Below are 17,276 nucleotides of genomic sequence, written 5' to 3'. Positions count from 1 at the left end.
GCCGCGCCCTTTAACGGGCGCAGCTGGCGGATTGGCGAATCAGCGTTGCGCGGTTTTGCTGACCGCGGCGCTGTTGTCGTGGATCAACTGAGCGATCATCGCGTCGGCCTCGGCCAACTGACGGTCATAAACGTTGGTGCTGAACGAGGCTTTCTGCGGCGACTGTTGCGCCAGCACCGGACCGCTCTGGTCGCGCAGGTTCACATCAACCTGAGTCGACAGGCCCACCCGCAGCGGGTGCTTGGCCAGTTCTTCGGCGTTGATGTGAATCCGCACTGGCACACGCTGGACGATCTTGATCCAGTTACCGGTCGCGTTCTGCGCTGGCAGCAAGGCAAACGCGCTGCCGGTACCGGCGCCGAGGCTGTCGATGGTGCCGCTGTATTTCACGTCGCTGCCGTAGAGGTCGGCCTCGATGTCCACCGGTTGACCGATGCGCATGTCACGCAGTTGGGTTTCCTTGAAGTTGGCATCGATCCACAACTGATCCAGCGCAATGACGGCCATCAATGCGGTGCCCGGCTGGACGCGCTGACCCAGTTGTACGGTGCGTTTGGCGACGTAACCGGTGACCGGCGCAATCAAGGTACTGCGAGAGTTGTTCAAGTAAGCCTGACGCAGTTGGGCGGCGGCGGACATCACGTCCGGGTGCGACGACACAACGGTGTCATCGACCAGCGCACTGGTGGTTTTCAGTTGCTGTTTGGCGTTGGCCAGGGCGTTTTGTGCCGAGGTCAGGTCATCGCGAGCGTGGGACAACTCTTCCTGGGAAATCGCCCCGCCAGCGGCGAGGTTTTTCCGGCGATTGAAGTTGTCCTGAGCTTTTTGCACTTCGGCCTGCTGGGCGTTGACCTGGGCTTTCATGCCGTCGACGTTGCTGTACAAGCCGCGAACCTGACGCACGGTGCGGGCTAGATTGGCCTGGGCACTTTGCAGACCGACTTGGGCGTCGTTCGGGTCGAAGTTGATCAGCACCTGACCTTCGTGAACCAGATCGCCATCGTCGGCACCGATGCTGACCACGGTGCCGGTGACCAACGGAGTGATTTCCACCACGTTGCCATTCACATAGGCGTCGTCGGTGCTTTCATTCCAGCGACCGTAGAATTCGTGATAACCCCAGACGCCGACACCGGCGAGGATCACCACGATCGCCAACACCACCAGCAAGACTTTGCGTTTGCGCGGGTTGCTCGTGTCATGAGCGTTGTCAGACGCTTTGTTAGTTGGAGCAGGAGTTGTATCGGCAGTGGCCATGACAAATACCTTGAATTAGTGGGTCTGCGTGGCTGGGGTTACTTTGGCGGCGGCCAGGGTTTCGCCCTGGAAACCACCGCCCAGCGCCTGCATCAGTTGGATCGACAGGTCGATCTGCTCGGCATTCAGGTTGGCCAGCTGACGCTGGGCCTGGAGCAATTGCTGCTCGATGCTGAGCACGTCCAGGTAGTTGCCGATGCCGGAACCGTAGCGCTGGACCACGGTGTTGTAAGAATCCTGGGCAATGTCGGTGGCGCGCTGCTGGGCGCCGAGCTGCCGGCCGATATCGCGCAACTGGTTGATGGTGTCGCTGACATCACCCAGCGCTTTCACCAGGCTTTTGTTGTACTGCGCCACGGCGAGGTCGTAATCGGCGTCCCGGGAATCGAGGTCGGCACGCAGGCGGCCACCGTCGAAAATCGGCACAGAGATCGTCGGCGCAATGTTGAAGAAGCGACTGGCCGAACCGAACATTGCATCGCCCAGCAACGACTCGGCACCCGCCGCGGCGCTCAGGTTGAGATTGGGGTAGAACTGGGTTTTGCCGGCGTCGATGTTCTTGCTCGCCGCCTCAACCCGCCAACGGGCGGCCACCAGGTCGGGACGACGACCCAGCAACTCGGCCGGCAGCACCGAGGGCAACGCTACGGCGCTGGCTTGAAGGATTTTCGGCCGGGCGATTTCATTGCCGCGATCCGGACCTTTACCGAGCAATACGGCCAACGCGATTTTTGCGCTTTGCAGGCGTTTCTCGGCGTCAATCAGGCTGGCTTCGGAGCTGGCTTCCAGGCTTTCGGTCTGCTGGAACTGGTATTGACTGTCGATTCCGGAACTCAGGCGACGCTGGCTCAGTTCGAGCATTTGCCGGGTGCGCTTGAGGTCTTCACTGGCCAGGTCATAAACGATGTGCGCCTGACCCAGGTCGCTGTAGGCGCGAGCCACGTCGGCGGACAAGGTCAGCTGAGCGGCTTGTTGATCGATTTCGGCAGCACGGGCCTGGCCCAGCGCAGCTTCCCAGGCGTCGCGTTGACCGCCCCAGAGGTCGAAGTTGTAATTGAAACTGGCACTGATGTTGCGCACGGTGGAATAAGTACCGCCCTGCCCACTCGGGTCCTGATCGCGGGCCAGACGCGAACGGCTGACGCCAGCGCTGGCATCGAGGGTTGGCATCCGCGCAGCGTCGGCGGCGTAAGCGGCCGCGCTGGCCTGGTGAGCACGGGCATCGGCGATTTGCATGTCGGGGCTGTCGTGCAGGGCTTCGCGGATCAAGCCGTCGAGCTGAGGGTCACCGAGGCTTTTCCACCAGTCACTTTTCGGCCAGGCCGCGGGCGAGAGGGTCACGCCATTGAGCGATTGACCGGCCTTGAGGTTTTTCGCATCGAGGCTGACGCCTTTGGTGGTCAGGCCACTGTAACTGGCGCAACCGGCCAGGCTCATGGCCAACAGCACCAGGCTCAGGCCGGTACGCAGGGTCTTGCTGATCATTTGTCACCTACCCGCAGCAGGGTGATCGAGTCACCGGCTGCTACCAAAATTTTCTTCAGGATCTGTTCCAGGGTTTTCAGTTCTTCCGGGGTGATCGCGCCTGCCAGTTCATTCATCGCATCGGCGCCGATGTGCGGCAGGCGGTCGGCGAGCTTCTGGCCTTCTTGGGTCAGCACCAGTTGAACCTGACGGCGGTCCGCCTCGGAGCGTTGGCGGATGAGGAAACCTTTCTGTTCCAGACGATCGAGCATGCGGGTCATCGAACCGCTGTCCAGCGACAGGTGACGGCACAGCTCGGCCGGGGTATCGACGCCGAACTGGGCCATGATGATCAGCACTTTGAACTGCGCGGCGGTGATGCCGTGGGGTTCCATGTGCGTGTCGATGATCCGGTCCTTGAGCAGCGCAGCGCGCCCGAGCAGGAGTCCGAGGTGGCAATTATGGAAATCGTATGAGGTGAAATGTTTCATCTGACCACCGATTAGCTGCCTAGGCAGAGAATATGTGACGAGATGTTACTGTCTAGGCAGTGAATGTCAACGTAATAGTTAGGTTGCTTTGTATTTGGCTGATAAATGGCTCACGACTGATCGTTCCCACGCTCTGCGTGGTAATGCAGCCCGTGACGCTCTGCGTCACATTCGGAAGCGGACGCGGAGCGTCCAGTGAGGCATTCCACGCGGAGTGTGGGTACGATCAGGCGAAGAAAGGTGGGGTTAGAAATCCCGCTTGTAGAAGATGTCCAGCGAACTGGCCACGCCGCCGGCGGCTTCGAGGTAGACCTTCTTGCTCAGTTTGTAACGCAAGGCGATGGTGTTGGCCGGTTCGAACACGCCAACCCCATAACGCAGGCTGAGTTTCTCGGAGATATTGCCGCTGGCCACCACGCTGGTTGCGTTGCCGCTGCCCTGGGTGTCGAGCTGGAAGTCCTGAATGCCCAGGCCCTTGGCCAACCCGCTGGTCACCCCCGAGCTGCCCATCAACCCCAGCCCCAGCGCGGCTTGGGCAAGCATATTGTTGTCCTCACCGCTGGTGCTCAGCGGGCGCCCCAGCACCAGATAGGACAACGCCTGCTCCTGGCTCATAGCCGGCTCCGAGAAAATCTGTGTCGTCGGCTGCTCGGCGCTGCCGCTCAGGCGAATGCCGGCGATCACGTCGTCGGTCTGGCGAATCGCTTCGATGTCCAGATACGGCTGATCGATTGGACCTGCAAACAGCAGCCGCGCACGGCGCACCGTCAGCCGCTGACCGTAGGCACGATAACGCCCATCGTTGAGCCAGAGTTCGCCGCGGGCGTCCATGTTGTCGCCGATGTGCACGTGACCTTGCAGATTGGCGGTCAGGCCAAAACCGGCAAAGCTGAGCTTGTCCTGCCCGACGACTACATCGATGTCCATCGCCATGGCCATCGGCGGTTTACCCTCTTCGGTCTGCTGGCCGACGATCACCGTGTCATCGGACACCTTGACCGTCGACGGCGGCAACTCGCGCACGGTGATCTCGCCTTTTGGCACCAGCACCTTGCCGGCGATCGCCAGTTTGTCGTCCTTCATCGAGATCTTCAGGTCCGGCGCCATTTCCAGCTTGGCATACGGCTCGACGGTAACGGGCAATTGCGTGCCTTTGAGCGCCAGATCCACCACCAGCGCCTGACCCCAGGCGATGTTGCCGCTCAAGGTGCCCTGCCCTGTCTTGCCGCTTTTCCAGCCGCCGTTCAACTGCACAGTTTCGCCAGCAATCACGGCTTGAAGTTGCAGCGCTTCGAGATCCATCGGCAGTTCAGCCCCGGAAATCTCGCCGTCGCTGAGCAGCAGATTGCCGTTGACCTGCGGCGCCAACAGCGTACCTGCGAGCGTGCCGCTGCCATTCAAACGACCGGTCAGTTTCTCCACCATCGGCACGAACGGCCGCGCCACGGACAGGTCCAGACCACTCAAGCGGAACGAGCCGGTCAGTGGTTTGTTGTTCGGCAGCGGATTGATCTGCGTCTGAACCATGAGTTCGCCGAGCTTGCCGCCAACGAAGTTGAGGTCGGTGTCGATACGCTTGGGCGTGAGTTTGCTGTTGAGTTTCAGCGTCTGGTACGGGAAGTCCAGCCACTGGTCCTTCTCCTTTATGCGCAACGTGCCGCCGCTGGCATCGACGCTGATCTGGCCGTTCGGGCCGCTGGCCGGCAGGTCCAGTTGAAGGTCGGCATTGAGGCGGCCCTTCCAGGCGAAATCTTTCGGCAACCATTGCGCGAGGCTGTCGATCGGGAACTGTTTGAGGTGATAACGCAGCTTCGGCTCAGGCATCAGGCGCTGATCCTCGCCGCACAGGCTGGCCGGACCGGACGTCCAGCAATGGGCGCCAAAATTGACCTTGCCGTCCGCCAGCCGCGCAAGCTTCGCCGGACCTTGTAGCTTCCAGTCCTGACCGCCAGCCTGTATATCACCGCTGGCCAGCCGACCACGCCAATTGCCTTTATCCAGATTGCCATCGAGGCCGAGCGCAAGTTTCAACTTCGGTCCTTGCAGTTCGAGGGCGAGCTTCTGGTTTTTTATATCGCCCTGGCCGCTGGCGGTCAGCGTCCCCAGTGACGTCTCACCGACCTGAATGCCACTGCCCTTGAGGTCGATTTTCGCGCGCTGCGCACTGTCGAGGGTTGCATCCAGGTTCAGGCTTTGCAGGCGATTGTCTTCGAACGCCAGTTGCGTGCCTTGCAGCCCGAGCTTGCCTTGCGGCGCCTTGAGCGTGCCGGCGACATCGACGCGACCATTGACCTGACCGCGCAGTTGCGGCCAAAGCTGGGCCAGGCGCGGCAGCTTGATATCAATCTGGCCGGCAAGTTTCTGTTGCAGACTGCCTTTGCCGTTGATGCTGTTGTCGCCCAGACGAATCTGTAGCGCGCTGAGGTTCCATTGCTCACCGCTGCCATCGGCTTTGGCTTGCAGAACGGCCGGTTGGCCGCGCAGTTTGCCTTTGAGATCGAGGTCGGCGGTCAGGCTGAGTTTTTCATTCTTCATCTCGCCTTTGCTGCGCAACGGTCCGGCCAGCGTGCCCGGCAACTCCGCGACCCAGTACGCCGGGTTGATTGCCGACAGGTCCAGCGCGGTGTCCCAGGCAATGCCCTCGGCGAATTGCAGGTTCAGGTGCCCTTCGGCCTTGCCTTGACCGGCTTCGAGTTGAATGTGTTGCAGGTAGATTTTCGTCAGGTCGCCGCTGAACGGGCTGGTCAGGCTGAACGCCCCGGCCGGGCCGTCGAGTGCGGCTTTGAAGCTGCCGAGGTATTGGCCGTCGGTGTAGGAGACTTCACCGTTGAAGCTGCGCAATGCCACTTCTGGCTCGTCCATCAGCGGATAGAGGCGATGCCACGGGAAATCCAGCCAGTCGATTTTTGCATCAACGCTCAGGCCTTTGCTCCAGTCGAGGTTGCCGGTGAGTTTGAGGCTTTGCTTGTCATTGGCGGTCAGGTCGAGGCCTGCAATCTGCGCGCCATTGGCGTCGACCTTGCCTTGCAGCAACAGCGCGACCGGGCCTTTTTCAGCGGGCAATGTGGCTTTGCCGAGCAACTGGTAACCGCTTTTCAGGTCGCCGTCGCCGGTGAGTTCCAGTTGATTGAGTTGCAGGGTGTCCGGCAGATCGGCGCTGGGCTTGAAGCCGTCAGCGGTGATCCGCACCTTGGCCGGCAGGTTTTCCACCAGCGGTTGCAGTTCACCGGTCAGTTGGCCGTTCAGGTAACCACTGCTGTCGGCTTTCAGGTTCAGGGTTTTCAGCAGATCGCCGTCGACCTTCAAGGCCAGCGTCCAAGGCTCGGTGCCGGGCGCCGGCAGGGTCAGTTTGCCTTCGGCGGTCAGCGGCCAGTTGCCGCCGGGTTGCAGCAGGCCCGAAAGATTCAGGCTCAAGTCGTCCCTTTGCAAATGAATGGAGTCGATCTGCAAGCCTTTGGCCGTCCAGTGCGCCGCCAGTTGCAAACCCTTGAGTTCTTCACTGCCGTTGAACAGCAGGCTGCCGACCTGGACATCGCCCAGCTCGATGGCCAAGGGCAATGTCAGATCCGGGAGACTGATCGGCCCGCTGCTTTCTTCTACCGTACCGGGCGGGAATTGCAGGCTGACCTGATCGGCTTTCAATTGCTCGATACACAGGGTCATACGCGTCAGGCATAACGGCGACCAGGCGAAAATTGCCTTGTTCAGCTCAACCCGGCTGCTGTCCTGCTGCCACACCAAATGGTCGGCACTCCACTGTCCGCCCAGACGACCCTGGAAATTGTCCACGGTCAAACCCGGCACAACCCCCAGCGCCCAGCGACTGCCTGCTGCAGTTCCCAGCACCGTGGCCAGCGCCAGGACGACCAGCATCAGCAGCGCCAGAATCGCCAGCAGCGATATTTTCAAACCACGATTCACAGCTCAGGCCCCATGGAAAAGTGCAGTCGAATGCCGCCGTCGTCGTCCATCGCATGGGCCAGGTCGAGGCGTATCGGCCCCACCGGCGAGACCCAGCGCACGCCGATACCGACACCGGTCTTGAGGTCCGGCAGTTCGAGGGTGTTGAAGGAATTGCCCTGGTCGATGAAGGTCGCGACCCGCCATTTTTCGGCGACGGAGTACTGATACTCGACGCTGCCGGCAATCATGTAGCGGCCACCGATTCGGTCGCCTTCGGCGTTTTCCGGGGACAGGCTTTGATAGTCGTAACCGCGCACGCTCTGATCGCCACCGGCGAAGAAGCGCAACGACGGCGGCACCGATTTGTAGCCATTGGTGGCGCTGCCGCCGACCTGCACCCGCCCGAGGAAGCGGTGCTTGTCGAAGACCGTGGTCAAGCCTTTCACCAGCGCGGTGCCGTAAAGCAGGTTGGTGTCGGAACCCAAGCCTTCCTTGGCCACCTTGGTCTCGAATTCCAAGCGGTAACCATTGTGCGGGTCGATGCGGTTGTCGCTTTTGAGGTAGGAATAGCTCACGCCGGGCATCAGCAAGGTGCTGAGCCCCGAGTCGTCGCCGAGCCTGTATTCTTCGCGCTGCCACTTGAGCGACACCACCCGCTGCCAACCGCTGGGCAGCTTGCTGTGCCACTCGGGACCGACAGTCAGCAGTTTGCTGAGGGAATCCTTGTCGGCAATTTCTTCGTTCTGATAACCGCCGGCGAACCGCAGTTTGTCGGTCAGCGGCGGGTCCAGTGGAATGTCATAGAACACACCGACGTTCTGTCGTGGTGCCGAGACTTCGGTCTCCCAGCCATAGCTGTGCCCCTGAGGGTTGACCCAGTGCCGGGTCCAGTTGGCCTTGACCCGTGGGCCGACGTCGGTGGAATAGCCCAGCCCCAGGCCCATGGTCCGTGGTTTGCGGGTTTCGAGTTTGACGTCTACCGGGATCACATTGTTCTTCGACGCTGTCGGCGCCGCATCCACCCGCACACTGTCGAAATAGCCGCTCGATTGCATGGCCTGATTGAGTTCGGCGATCAGCTCAGAGTAATAAGGCGCGCCGGCCTTGAACGGCACCATGCGTTGCAACAGGTCTTCGTCAAATGGCGTATCACCCTCGAAACTGACCTTGCCCAGTGAATAGCGCGGGCCGCTGTTATAGATCAATTCAATGTCGGCAACGCCGGCTCGCGGGTCGACCGACAATTTCTGGCTACTGAAGTGCCCACTGAAAAAACCATAGCGTGAGGCCTGATTCTGAATCAGGCGCTTGGCGTCTTCGTAATGGCCATGGTTGAGCACTGCGCCGGTTTTCAGCGCAGTGCTTTTGGGTACACGAAAGGATTTGAGGGAGGCTGCCGGGCCGTCGATGCGAACAGTGACGTTGCGCAGATGGACAGGCTCGCCGGGATCGATGGTCAGCACCAGGCGCGGCGTCTTGCCGCCCTTCACATCCGTGTCGATCTGCGGCTGGTAATAACCCAAGGCCTGGGCGGCCTTGCGTGCCTGTTCCTCGGCGCCACGACTGAAGCGCAGCAAGGCTTCTTCGTCTCGATCGCCGAGGCTGCCAATATAGCCCTCTATATTGGCTTTCAGCTCATCGTTGGACGGTTTGATCCGCACATCCAATTCACTTTGGGCCAGCGCCGCGCAGCTGGTGATCAGCATCAGCACGCCGCTGGTAATTCTTCCTGGAAACTTCATAGGCGCGGATGCTATCACGAGCTTGGGAGCGTGATAGAGCCTGGTGTGCCGTGAAAGTTCTACCTTTATGCCGTTGCTGTTTGTAACACCTGCGGGTTGGCGTGGAAAAACACGTGTTCGCGAATCGGTCCTACGGCGACTTCACCGATTTCCTCATAACCCTGACGCTTATAGAAGTCCAGATAACGAGGATTCCCGGTATCGAGAATCACGCCCTCGGAGTGCTCATCCACCGCGCACCAGTTGTGCACCGCTTGCAGCAATTGTTCGCCGAAGTGTTTGCCCTGGAATTGCGGATGAACCCCCAGCAACGGCAGCACGTGCACCGAGTCGGATGGCACGCAAGCCATCACGGCATCGTGATACTCGAGATAGCGACGGGTGCAGCGAAAACCGGTGCTGAGCACCATGCGCAGACGCCAGGCCCAACTTTCGGTGATGCCCAGGCGACGTTGCGGCGGCGCAATCAGCGCGATGCCGATCAACCGGTCGTTGACCAGCAGGCCGATGGCCGGCAAGTCCTGAAGAAAGTGTTGTTTGACCAACTCGCGCACGGTGGCGCGGACCCGTTGTTCATAACCGGGACGTTCCGCTTCGAACAGGTAGCCGAATGTCGGCTCATGCCGGTAAGCCTGGTACAACAGCGAACGTGCTTCGCGGGAATAACCGTTGTCGAGCATGTGAATATCGGCGATGGCGGTCGAGGTTTCGGGCATAACGGTATTTCTCCCCGGGGCGAGGCTCAAAAAGGCCTCGTTCTTATTGGTACGAGCCTTGCGCAGTCGCGATCGTTCCCACGCCCCCAGACATTAGCAGCGCATTCGGACTACTGCCACGCTGGCCCCATTCCTACATGTCAGCTAGCATCGCCCTTTTGCCAGGACTGCCGACCATGAAGATCGTCTCCTTCAACATCAATGGGCTGCGTGCTCGTCCCCATCAGCTGGCGGCGCTGATCGAGAAGCATCAGCCGGATGTTATCGGCTTGCAGGAAACCAAGGTCCATGACGACCAATTTCCGCTGGCCGAGGTTCAGGCGCTGGGTTATCACGTGTATTTCCACGGGCAAAAGGGTCACTACGGCGTCGCTCTGCTCTCGCGTCAGGAACCGATTGCCTTGCACAAAGGTTTCGCCACCGATGAAGAAGATGCACAGCGCCGCTTCATCTGGGGCACTTTCGCCGACGCCAATGGCGTGCCGGTGACCATCATGAACGGCTATTTCCCACAGGGCGAAAGCCGCGATCACCCCACCAAGTTCCCGGCCAAGGAACGCTTTTACAGCGATCTGCAGCAATTGCTGGAAAGCCAGTTCAGCAACGATCAGCCGGTGGTGGTGATGGGTGACGTGAACATTTCCCCGCAAGACTGCGACATCGGTATCGGCCCGGACAACATGAAGCGCTGGCTGAAAACCGGCAAATGCAGCTTTCTGCCAGAAGAACGCGAGTGGATGGCCCGCTTGAAGAACTGGGGCCTGGTGGACAGCTTCCGTCACTTGAACCCGCAGGTGACCGACCGTTTCAGCTGGTTCGACTACCGTAGCCGCGGTTTTGAGGATGAGCCCAAGCGCGGGCTGCGCATTGACTTGATCATGGCGTCCCACGGGTTGTTACCTCGCGTGAAGGATGCCGGTGTGGATTACGACCTGCGCGGGATGGAAAAACCATCGGATCACGCGCCGATCTGGCTTGAGTTGAGCTGATCCGGCTTCGTAGATCGTTCCCACGCTCCGCGTGGGAATGCCGCCAGGGACGCTCCGCGTTCCGCTTCTGGAGGTGACGCAGAGCGTCACGAGATGCATTCCCACGCGGAGCGTGGGAACGATACTCACCCTGTCATCTTTCAGAAATCTTACTGACTTATTCTCCCGGCACTTCCTTTGGCTTTATAAGGTGCCGGCATGACGCTGCGCGTGTTGTTCCTGTTGATGCTGTGCGCCTGGCTGCCGCTGACGGCTTCGGCTGGCGATTTGCCGACGCGCGAGCCTGGCCCGGTGCTGCGCATCCAGGGCTCCAATACCATCGGCGCGGCATTGGGCCCGGCGCTGGTTGAGGGGTTGATGCGCGAACAAGGTCTGCTCAAGGTTCACAGCGAGGCCCCGGACAAAGCCAACGAATTGCGCGTCGTCGGCGAAACCGTTCAGGGCCACCGGGTCGTGGTGGACGTCGCGGCACACGGTTCCAGCACCGGTTTCAGCGCCCTGAAAACCGTCACTGCCGATCTCGCCGCCTCGTCGCGCCCGATCAAGGACAGCGAACGGGTGGACCTCAAACCCTTGGGTGACTTTAAAAGCCCCGGCGCCGAGCAGGTCATCGCCATCGATGGCCTGGCGATCATCCTTCATCCGCAAAATCCGTTGAGTGAACTGAACACCGAACAACTGGCGCGAATTTTCAGCGGCGAGGCGAAAACCTGGGAAGAACTCGGCGGTACCGGTGGGACGATTCATCTCTATGCGCGGGATGACCAATCGGGCACCTACGACACGTTCAAGGAATTGGTCCTCAGCCGTCGTGGGAAAACGCTGAGTAGCGCTGCAAAACGCTTCGAATCCAGCGAGCAATTGTCTGACGCCGTCAGCCTCGACCCGCAAGGCATCGGCTTCATCGGCCTGCCTTATGTGCGTCAGGCCAAAGCCGTGGCGATTGCCGATGGCCAATCACAAGCCATGTTGCCGCTCAACAACCTGATTGCCACGGAAGACTATCCGTTGTCCCGTCGGCTGTTCTTTTACCTGCCGCCCAATGGGAAGAATCCCTGGGCCGATGCATTGGTGGCGTTCGCCCAAAGCAGCAAGGGTCAGGCGATTGTGGCGGCCAATGGTTTTATCGCCCAGACCGTCCAGGCCATGACTGTCACGCCGAATGCGTTGATGCCGGAGGGTTATCAGGCGCTCAGCCGTCACGCCCAGCGATTGTCAGTGAATTTTCGTTTTGATGAAGGCAGTGCGACGCTCGACAACAAGGCCCGGCAGGACCTGTCGCGAGTGCTTGACTATATAAAGCAGCGTGACAAAACCAATCGGCAGGTGACGCTGGTGGGGTTTGGCGACGCCAAGAGTGATCCGGCCCGGGCCGATCTGCTGTCGAAACTGCGGGCCATGGCGGTGCGGCGGGAACTGGTGAAAAGCGGCGTGGTGTTTCGCGAGATTCGTGGTTTTGGCGCCGAGATGCCAGTGGCGGCCAATAGCGCGGATGAGGGGCGAATCAAGAATCGGCGGGTTGAGGTTTGGGTGTATTGATACAGTCAGACTCTTCAGCGAAGAAAAGCCTGACCGACAACAGAATGCAAATCAGCCGAGCAACTTCTGCAACTGCGCCGTAGTGTCCACCGCGCCCATCGTCTTGGCGGCATCCAGCGCCGAGACGCCATTGGCGTCCTTGGCTTTCGGGTCGGCGCCTTTGCTGATCAGGTAGTCGACGATTTCGACGCGATTGAACATTGCCGCCATCATCAGCGCGGTACGGCCATCGAAGGACGAGCCTTCCACTTGCGCTCCACCTTCGACCAGCGCTTTGACCACTGCCAGATCCCCCTTGAACGCCGCGCCGGCAATCGGGCTCTGGCCGTTGTCGTTGCGGATTTCCGGGTCAGCCTTGTGTTCGAGCAGGACTTTTACCGTCTCCACATGGCCGTGGTACGCCGCCAGCATCAGCAAGGTATCGCCCTTGTGGTTGCGCAGGTTCGGCGGCAGGCCCTTGCTCAATAGCGCAGCCATCATGGCCGCATCGCCCTCGCGCGCTTTGTTGAATACCTGTTCGGCAAATTCAGCGGCTTCTTCGGGGGTCATCTGGCGGCTTTGGTCTGACATTGGGGACTCCACTTTCTGTTATTCGCAAAGCCGACAGTTTCCCGAGCAGCCCCGAGGCTGTCACTTCTTTTTTCTCATGGACCGCCATAGCCACATTCAATAGCGCTGCATTCAATAACGAAAAGCGCCGCCGTGAATATCCGCCAGCAACTGCGGAGTAACCTGCACATAAGTCAGGGTCCCCGGCAGCCAGGCATAGATTGGATCGTCGCCGGTTTTTTCGGGGTCGAAGGCTTCATCCTTGAGGCGAGTCTTCTGGTATTTGAAGGTCCCGGTGGTCTCCATTTTCACTTTCACTCGCAGGAACAACGGCACCGCATAAGCGGGCAATTGCTCACGGGCGAAAGCCAGCAACTCACTGAAATCCAGGGTCGCCAGGGACTCGGCGGGCGTAATCGCCGCCATCCCGGCACGCCCGTTGGTGTTCTGGATCTCCACACCGTAGGCCACGGCCTCGGAAATAGTCGGGTGTAGCAGAAGGATGTTCTCGACCTCGGTGGTCGAGACGTTTTCGCCCTTCCAGCGGTAGGTATCACCCAAACGGTCAACGAACTGAGCATGGCCAAAACCGATGTTGCGCAGCAGGTCACCCGTATTGAAGTAACGGTCGCCCTTCTCGAACACGTCGTGGAGCACAACCTTTTCGGTCTTCTGCGGATCGGTGTAACCGTCGAGCGGTGCCTTGTCGTCGATCTTCGCCAGCAACAGCCCTTTCTTGCCTTTGGCGACTTTGCGCATGAAGCCCTTGGCATCCCGAATCGGTGCGCCGCTGTCGTGGTCGTAGGCCGCCAACTCCCATGACATCAGGGAAAAACCGACGGTGTTATCAAAGTTCAGGATGTTGGTGAAACCGATATTGCCGTCGCTGGCGGCGTACAGTTCACAAATATGGTTCACCCCGAATCGCGTCTTGAACTCGCCCCACGCGCCGGGGCGCAGGCCATTGCCAATCATCTTCGTCACGCTGTGCTTGCTGTCGTCGGCACTGGGTGGTTGATCCACGAGGTAGCGGCACAATTCGCCGACGTAACCGAGGGTGGTCGCGCGGTACTTGCGCACATCGTTCCAGAATTGACTGGCGCTGAACTTGCGGCGAATGGCAAAGCCCGAGGCGCCACTGATCGCCGAGCCCCAGCACACGCACAGCCCGGTGGCGTGATAGAGCGGCAAAGTGCAATAGACGACATCCTCCGGGCGCATATTCAATGCGATCAGCCCGAAGCTCGCGCAACTGCGCATCCAGCGACCGTGCTTGAACACCCCGGCCTTGGGCAAGCCGGTGGTGCCCGAGGTGTAGATATAGAAACAAGGGTCGTCGAAGAAAATCTGTTGGCTGCTGTCAGGATTGTCGCTGGCAGCGTCGGCACTGGCCGTCATCAGGTTAACGAACCCGTCGGGCGCAATGCCCGGTTGAGTGAAGGTGTCTTGATCGGCGACGTACCAGGTGCGCGCCGCCTCGATCGACACCCGTTCGCGCACCGCCAAAAACGCCGGGACCAGCTCTTCTCCGACAATGATTGCTGCGGGCGCCACCAGGTTCAGGCTGTGAGCCAGGGTATCGCGGGTTTGCGAGGTATTGAGCAAGGCGCTGATCGCGCCGACCTTGGCCACCGCTAGAATCGTCACCAGCAACTCCGGGCGATTTTCGATAAAGATCGCCACCCCATCGCCCTTGCGGATGCCTTGGGCAATCAGATGATGGGCGATGCGGTTCGCCCACTGGTTGACCTGAGCATACGTCAGCGCCCTCTCGCCCTGCAGCAATGCCGGGCCATCGGGATTGCGCAACGTCGCTTGCTCGAAGCACCAGCCCAAGCCACACGGTTGGGTCGGGTCCTTGACGTTGACAACTTTCATGCCCTTCACCACGCGAGGAATGGCCCTGGCAATGGAAGGCAGCTTGCGGAGCATCATGCCCCAGGTAATCGTGTCGTTCGGCGTGCGGCTCATGGTTGCTCCCGGTCGATCTTTTTATTATCGGGCGGCGTTGATTGAGGCCGAAAATACGTCAGCGGTTCCTGAGCTGTACACGCGGTTTTTGAAATGATTTGTATCCACGGCCGATGAATTCGAAAGGGTGAGCGTGCGCCGGGCAATTCGTTCCATCCAATCCGTGTCGACCACGCAAAATGCAGGATGCACGATGGCCATTCATGCAGAATGCACGAAAGTGCAAAAACACCGAGAAACTAACCAGTTGATATTTAAGGATTTTTAAAAAATAAGGTGCTGGCACAATCACTGCAACTACCTCTGCATGCTTGCCATTCAAGAGCTAACGGAGCTGATAGACATGAACCTGATCCAAGAAAAATTTTCGTCCCTGTTCTCCAACTTCGAAGTAACCACCCAGCCGCGTCCTGACGGTGGCATTTTGCTGACTTTGAGCAGCACCGACGGCAAACTCTTCAAACGTTCGATTTCCTACCAGCAATTGCATGCCGGTGATCAATTGTCCTGGGTGATCAGTGCCATTCGCCGTGACATTGCCGAACAGGCCAGCGAACTGCCGCGGATCTCCATGCTGCAAAGCCAGCAGCGGTTTGCCCTGCCGACTTATCACTCGGTATAAAACCGTATCGACGCTGTAAACGATCAGGCCGTGAAAGCTTTCGCTTCACGGCCTGAATTGTTTCTGACGGTACGCCGATCCATGTCGGAGCGAGCTTGGTGTCTGGCGGCGTACGGGAACAGCACGTCGAACACAAAACTCACCGCGCTGGTGGTCCTTCGATATCGGTGAGAATCGCTTTGATCGGCATGGACTCAGTCCTCAAGACGCGGGAAGCGGCTGGCGATGTTTTCGCCGGTGAAGTTGGCTACCCAGCCTTCGGCGTTGTTGAACAGACGGATCGCGACGAAATGCGGATGCTCACCCATGTCAAACCAGTGCGGGGTGCCGGCCGGGACCGAGATCAGGTCGTTTTTCTCGCAAAGCACCGCGTAGACGTAATCGTCGATGTGCAGGGTGAATAAGCCACGACCGGCGACGAAAAATCGTACTTCGTCTTCGCCATGCCGATGTTCGTCGAGGAACTTGGCGCGCAGCTCGGCTTTTTGCGGGTGATCGCTGTCCAGGCTGATCACATCGACGGTGATGTAACCGCGTTCGGTCATCAGCGTGTCGATTTGCTCCTGATACGCGGCGATCACTTCTTCCTGGCTGGCGCCGGGCTGGATCTTCGCCGCAGCCTGCCAACGGTCGAAACGCACGCCCTGTTCGGCCAGGGTCGAGGCGATGTCTTCAAAATGCGTCAGCACCTTGTTTGGCAAGTCAGGGCTTGAGACGTGGTAAACGGACAGGCTGCTCATCAGGGCAATTCCTTAACGGTTCATGCTTTATGGTTAAAAACCGAGCGCGCCTTCAACTCGCACGCAAAAAATTCAAAGGCTTCGATCTGCCGCAGCGCATCGCTCATGCGCGCGAGGTGTTCACGGGTGAAGCTCATGGCCTGTCCTCTTGCATACGTGTGGCAATGATAACGGCAGCGGCCAGGGCAGCGAGGCTGGCAATACTAAAGGTCAATGTGGCGCCGAGGGCATTCCAGCTGTAGCCGGAATACAACGCGCCCAATGCGCCACCGGCGCCGGCCAGTGCGGCATACAACGCCTGGCCCTGACCTTGCTGACGCGCGCCGAAGCTACGTTGCACGAACTGGATGGCAGCCGCGTGAAAGCTGCCAAAAGTCGCCGCATGCAGCACCTGGGCAAACAACAGCACCCAAAGAAATTCAGCGAACGAACCGAGCAACAACCAACGCAACGCCGCCAGCAGAAAACTCGCCAGCAGCACCCGACGCACGGAGAAACGCGTAAGGATCTTGCTCATGGCCAGAAACATCAAGACTTCGGCCACCACGCCAACCGCCCAGAGCATGCCGATCAGCCCACGGCTGTAACCAAGTCGCTCCAGGTGCAAGGTCAGAAAGGTGTAATAAGGACCGTGGCTCATCTGCATCAGCGCCACACACCCGTAAAACGCCAACACGCCGGGATTGCGCAACTGCTTGAGAAAACCGTCCCCCGCCGGTCGCTCCCCCTGGATCGGTTGAGCGTTGGGCACCCACAGGCTGCTGACGACAATGCCGGCCATGATCAGCACCAGCGCCAGAGGATAAATGTCGAGGCTGAGCCATTCGAACAGCCTGCCGAGTGCGACCACGGTGATGATGAACCCAATGGAACCCCACAGGCGGATCTGGCTGTAACGGTGAGTCTGGCCCTTCAAGTGCGCCAACGTGATGACTTCGAACTGCGGCAACACCGCGTGCCAGAAGAACGCGTGCAAGGCCATGACCATTGCCAGCCAGGCGTAGGTCTTACTGACGAAGATCAGTGAGAACGTCAGCAGCGTACAGACCGCACCGAAGCGCACGATCGCCAGGCGTTGGCCGGTGTAATCACCGAGCCAGCCCCAGATGTTCGGCGCCACGCAGCGCATCAGCATCGGGATCGCCACCAGCTCGCCGATGCGCGCGCTGGAAAAGCCCAGATGATCGAAGTACAGCGCCAGAAACGGCGCTGTCGAACCGAGCAAGGCGAAATAGAACAGATAGAAACTGGAGAGCCGCCAGTACGGGAGCGCCGACACGGTCGTCAGACCGC

The 17,276-nt window shown here is 59.7% G+C and carries 13 protein-coding genes and 2 pseudogenes; 3 read left to right on the top strand and 12 right to left on the bottom strand.

Annotated features, from left to right (window positions below):
* Nucleotides 1-39 precede the first annotated feature (39 nt).
* From ACYZTR_RS10775 to ACYZTR_RS10750, 6 genes are all read right to left on the bottom strand, one after another.
* Nucleotides 40-1,257, bottom strand: a complete 1,218-nt coding sequence (locus tag ACYZTR_RS10775) for an HlyD family secretion protein (RefSeq protein ID WP_461978679.1) — start codon at nt 1,255-1,257, stop codon at nt 40-42.
* Nucleotides 1,258-1,272: 15 nt separating this feature from the next.
* Nucleotides 1,273-2,742 carry an efflux transporter outer membrane subunit gene (locus tag ACYZTR_RS10770; protein ID WP_461978678.1) on the bottom strand — a complete coding sequence of 490 codons (1,470 nt, stop codon included), beginning with the start codon at nt 2,740-2,742 and terminating at the stop codon, nt 1,273-1,275.
* Entirely contained in the window at nt 2,739-3,212 is a 474-nt protein-coding gene (locus ACYZTR_RS10765) for a MarR family winged helix-turn-helix transcriptional regulator (RefSeq protein ID WP_461978676.1), read from the bottom strand. Before ACYZTR_RS10765 ends, ACYZTR_RS10770 begins: the two co-directional genes overlap by 4 nt.
* Before the next feature lie 246 nt (nt 3,213-3,458).
* Entirely contained in the window at nt 3,459-7,133 is a 3,675-nt protein-coding gene (locus tag ACYZTR_RS10760; RefSeq protein ID WP_461978674.1) for a translocation/assembly module TamB domain-containing protein, read from the bottom strand.
* Nucleotides 7,130-8,857, bottom strand: coding sequence for an autotransporter assembly complex protein TamA (locus tag ACYZTR_RS10755; RefSeq protein WP_461978672.1), 1,728 nt, complete (start codon nt 8,855-8,857; stop codon nt 7,130-7,132). The genes ACYZTR_RS10760 and ACYZTR_RS10755 overlap by 4 nt, the downstream gene beginning before the upstream one ends.
* 65 nt (nt 8,858-8,922) lie before the next feature.
* Nucleotides 8,923-9,573 carry a GNAT family N-acetyltransferase gene (locus ACYZTR_RS10750; RefSeq protein WP_282376597.1) on the bottom strand — a complete coding sequence of 217 codons (651 nt, stop codon included), beginning with the start codon at nt 9,571-9,573 and terminating at the stop codon, nt 8,923-8,925.
* Between the two features lie 176 nt (nt 9,574-9,749).
* Here ACYZTR_RS10750 and xthA point away from each other — a divergent pair, with 176 nt between their 5' ends.
* Together xthA and ACYZTR_RS10740 are read left to right on the top strand one after the other, a co-directional pair.
* Complete coding sequence (xthA, locus tag ACYZTR_RS10745) at nt 9,750-10,562, top strand: exodeoxyribonuclease III (RefSeq protein WP_461970093.1); 813 nt, start codon at nt 9,750-9,752, stop codon at nt 10,560-10,562.
* A gap of 198 nt (nt 10,563-10,760) precedes the next feature.
* On the top strand, nt 10,761-12,101 hold the full coding sequence (locus ACYZTR_RS10740) for a substrate-binding domain-containing protein (RefSeq protein WP_461978670.1): 1,341 nt from the start codon (nt 10,761-10,763) through the stop codon (nt 12,099-12,101).
* A 51-nt stretch (nt 12,102-12,152) separates the two neighbouring features.
* On the opposite strand, the gene ACYZTR_RS10735 is transcribed toward ACYZTR_RS10740, so the two are convergent.
* Both ACYZTR_RS10735 and ACYZTR_RS10730 read right to left on the bottom strand, forming a co-directional pair.
* The gene (locus tag ACYZTR_RS10735) at nt 12,153-12,671 is read right to left on the bottom strand and encodes an ankyrin repeat domain-containing protein (protein ID WP_461978668.1); all 519 of its coding nucleotides are present in this window, start codon (nt 12,669-12,671) and stop codon (nt 12,153-12,155) included.
* Nucleotides 12,672-12,782: 111 nt separating this feature from the next.
* Nucleotides 12,783-14,621 carry a long-chain-acyl-CoA synthetase gene (locus ACYZTR_RS10730; protein WP_461978666.1) on the bottom strand — a complete coding sequence of 613 codons (1,839 nt, stop codon included), beginning with the start codon at nt 14,619-14,621 and terminating at the stop codon, nt 12,783-12,785.
* A gap of 343 nt (nt 14,622-14,964) precedes the next feature.
* Here ACYZTR_RS10730 and ACYZTR_RS10725 point away from each other — a divergent pair, with 343 nt between their 5' ends.
* Nucleotides 14,965-15,243 (top strand): DUF3509 domain-containing protein, encoded by a 279-nt coding sequence (locus ACYZTR_RS10725; protein WP_461978664.1) that lies wholly within the window; start codon nt 14,965-14,967, stop codon nt 15,241-15,243.
* 98 nt (nt 15,244-15,341) lie between these two features.
* On the opposite strand, the pseudogene ACYZTR_RS10720 reads toward ACYZTR_RS10725, so the two are convergent.
* The 4 genes and pseudogenes from ACYZTR_RS10720 to ACYZTR_RS10705 form a co-directional block, all read right to left on the bottom strand.
* Nucleotides 15,342-15,433, bottom strand: a pseudogene (locus ACYZTR_RS10720) (acireductone synthase); the annotation flags it as partial.
* Nucleotides 15,434-15,437: 4 nt separating this feature from the next.
* Complete coding sequence (locus ACYZTR_RS10715) at nt 15,438-15,983, bottom strand: 1,2-dihydroxy-3-keto-5-methylthiopentene dioxygenase (protein WP_461978662.1); 546 nt, start codon at nt 15,981-15,983, stop codon at nt 15,438-15,440.
* Nucleotides 15,984-16,003: 20 nt separating this feature from the next.
* Nucleotides 16,004-16,096, bottom strand: a pseudogene (locus ACYZTR_RS10710) (hypothetical protein); the annotation flags it as partial.
* A 20-nt stretch (nt 16,097-16,116) separates the two neighbouring features.
* The gene (locus tag ACYZTR_RS10705) at nt 16,117-17,262 is read right to left on the bottom strand and encodes an MFS transporter (protein WP_461978660.1); all 1,146 of its coding nucleotides are present in this window, start codon (nt 17,260-17,262) and stop codon (nt 16,117-16,119) included.
* Between the last annotated feature and the right edge of the window lie 14 nt (nt 17,263-17,276).

It is taken from the genome of Pseudomonas sp. Hz4, assembly GCF_054898165.1.
This window is presented reverse-complemented; position numbering and strand designations above follow the sequence as displayed.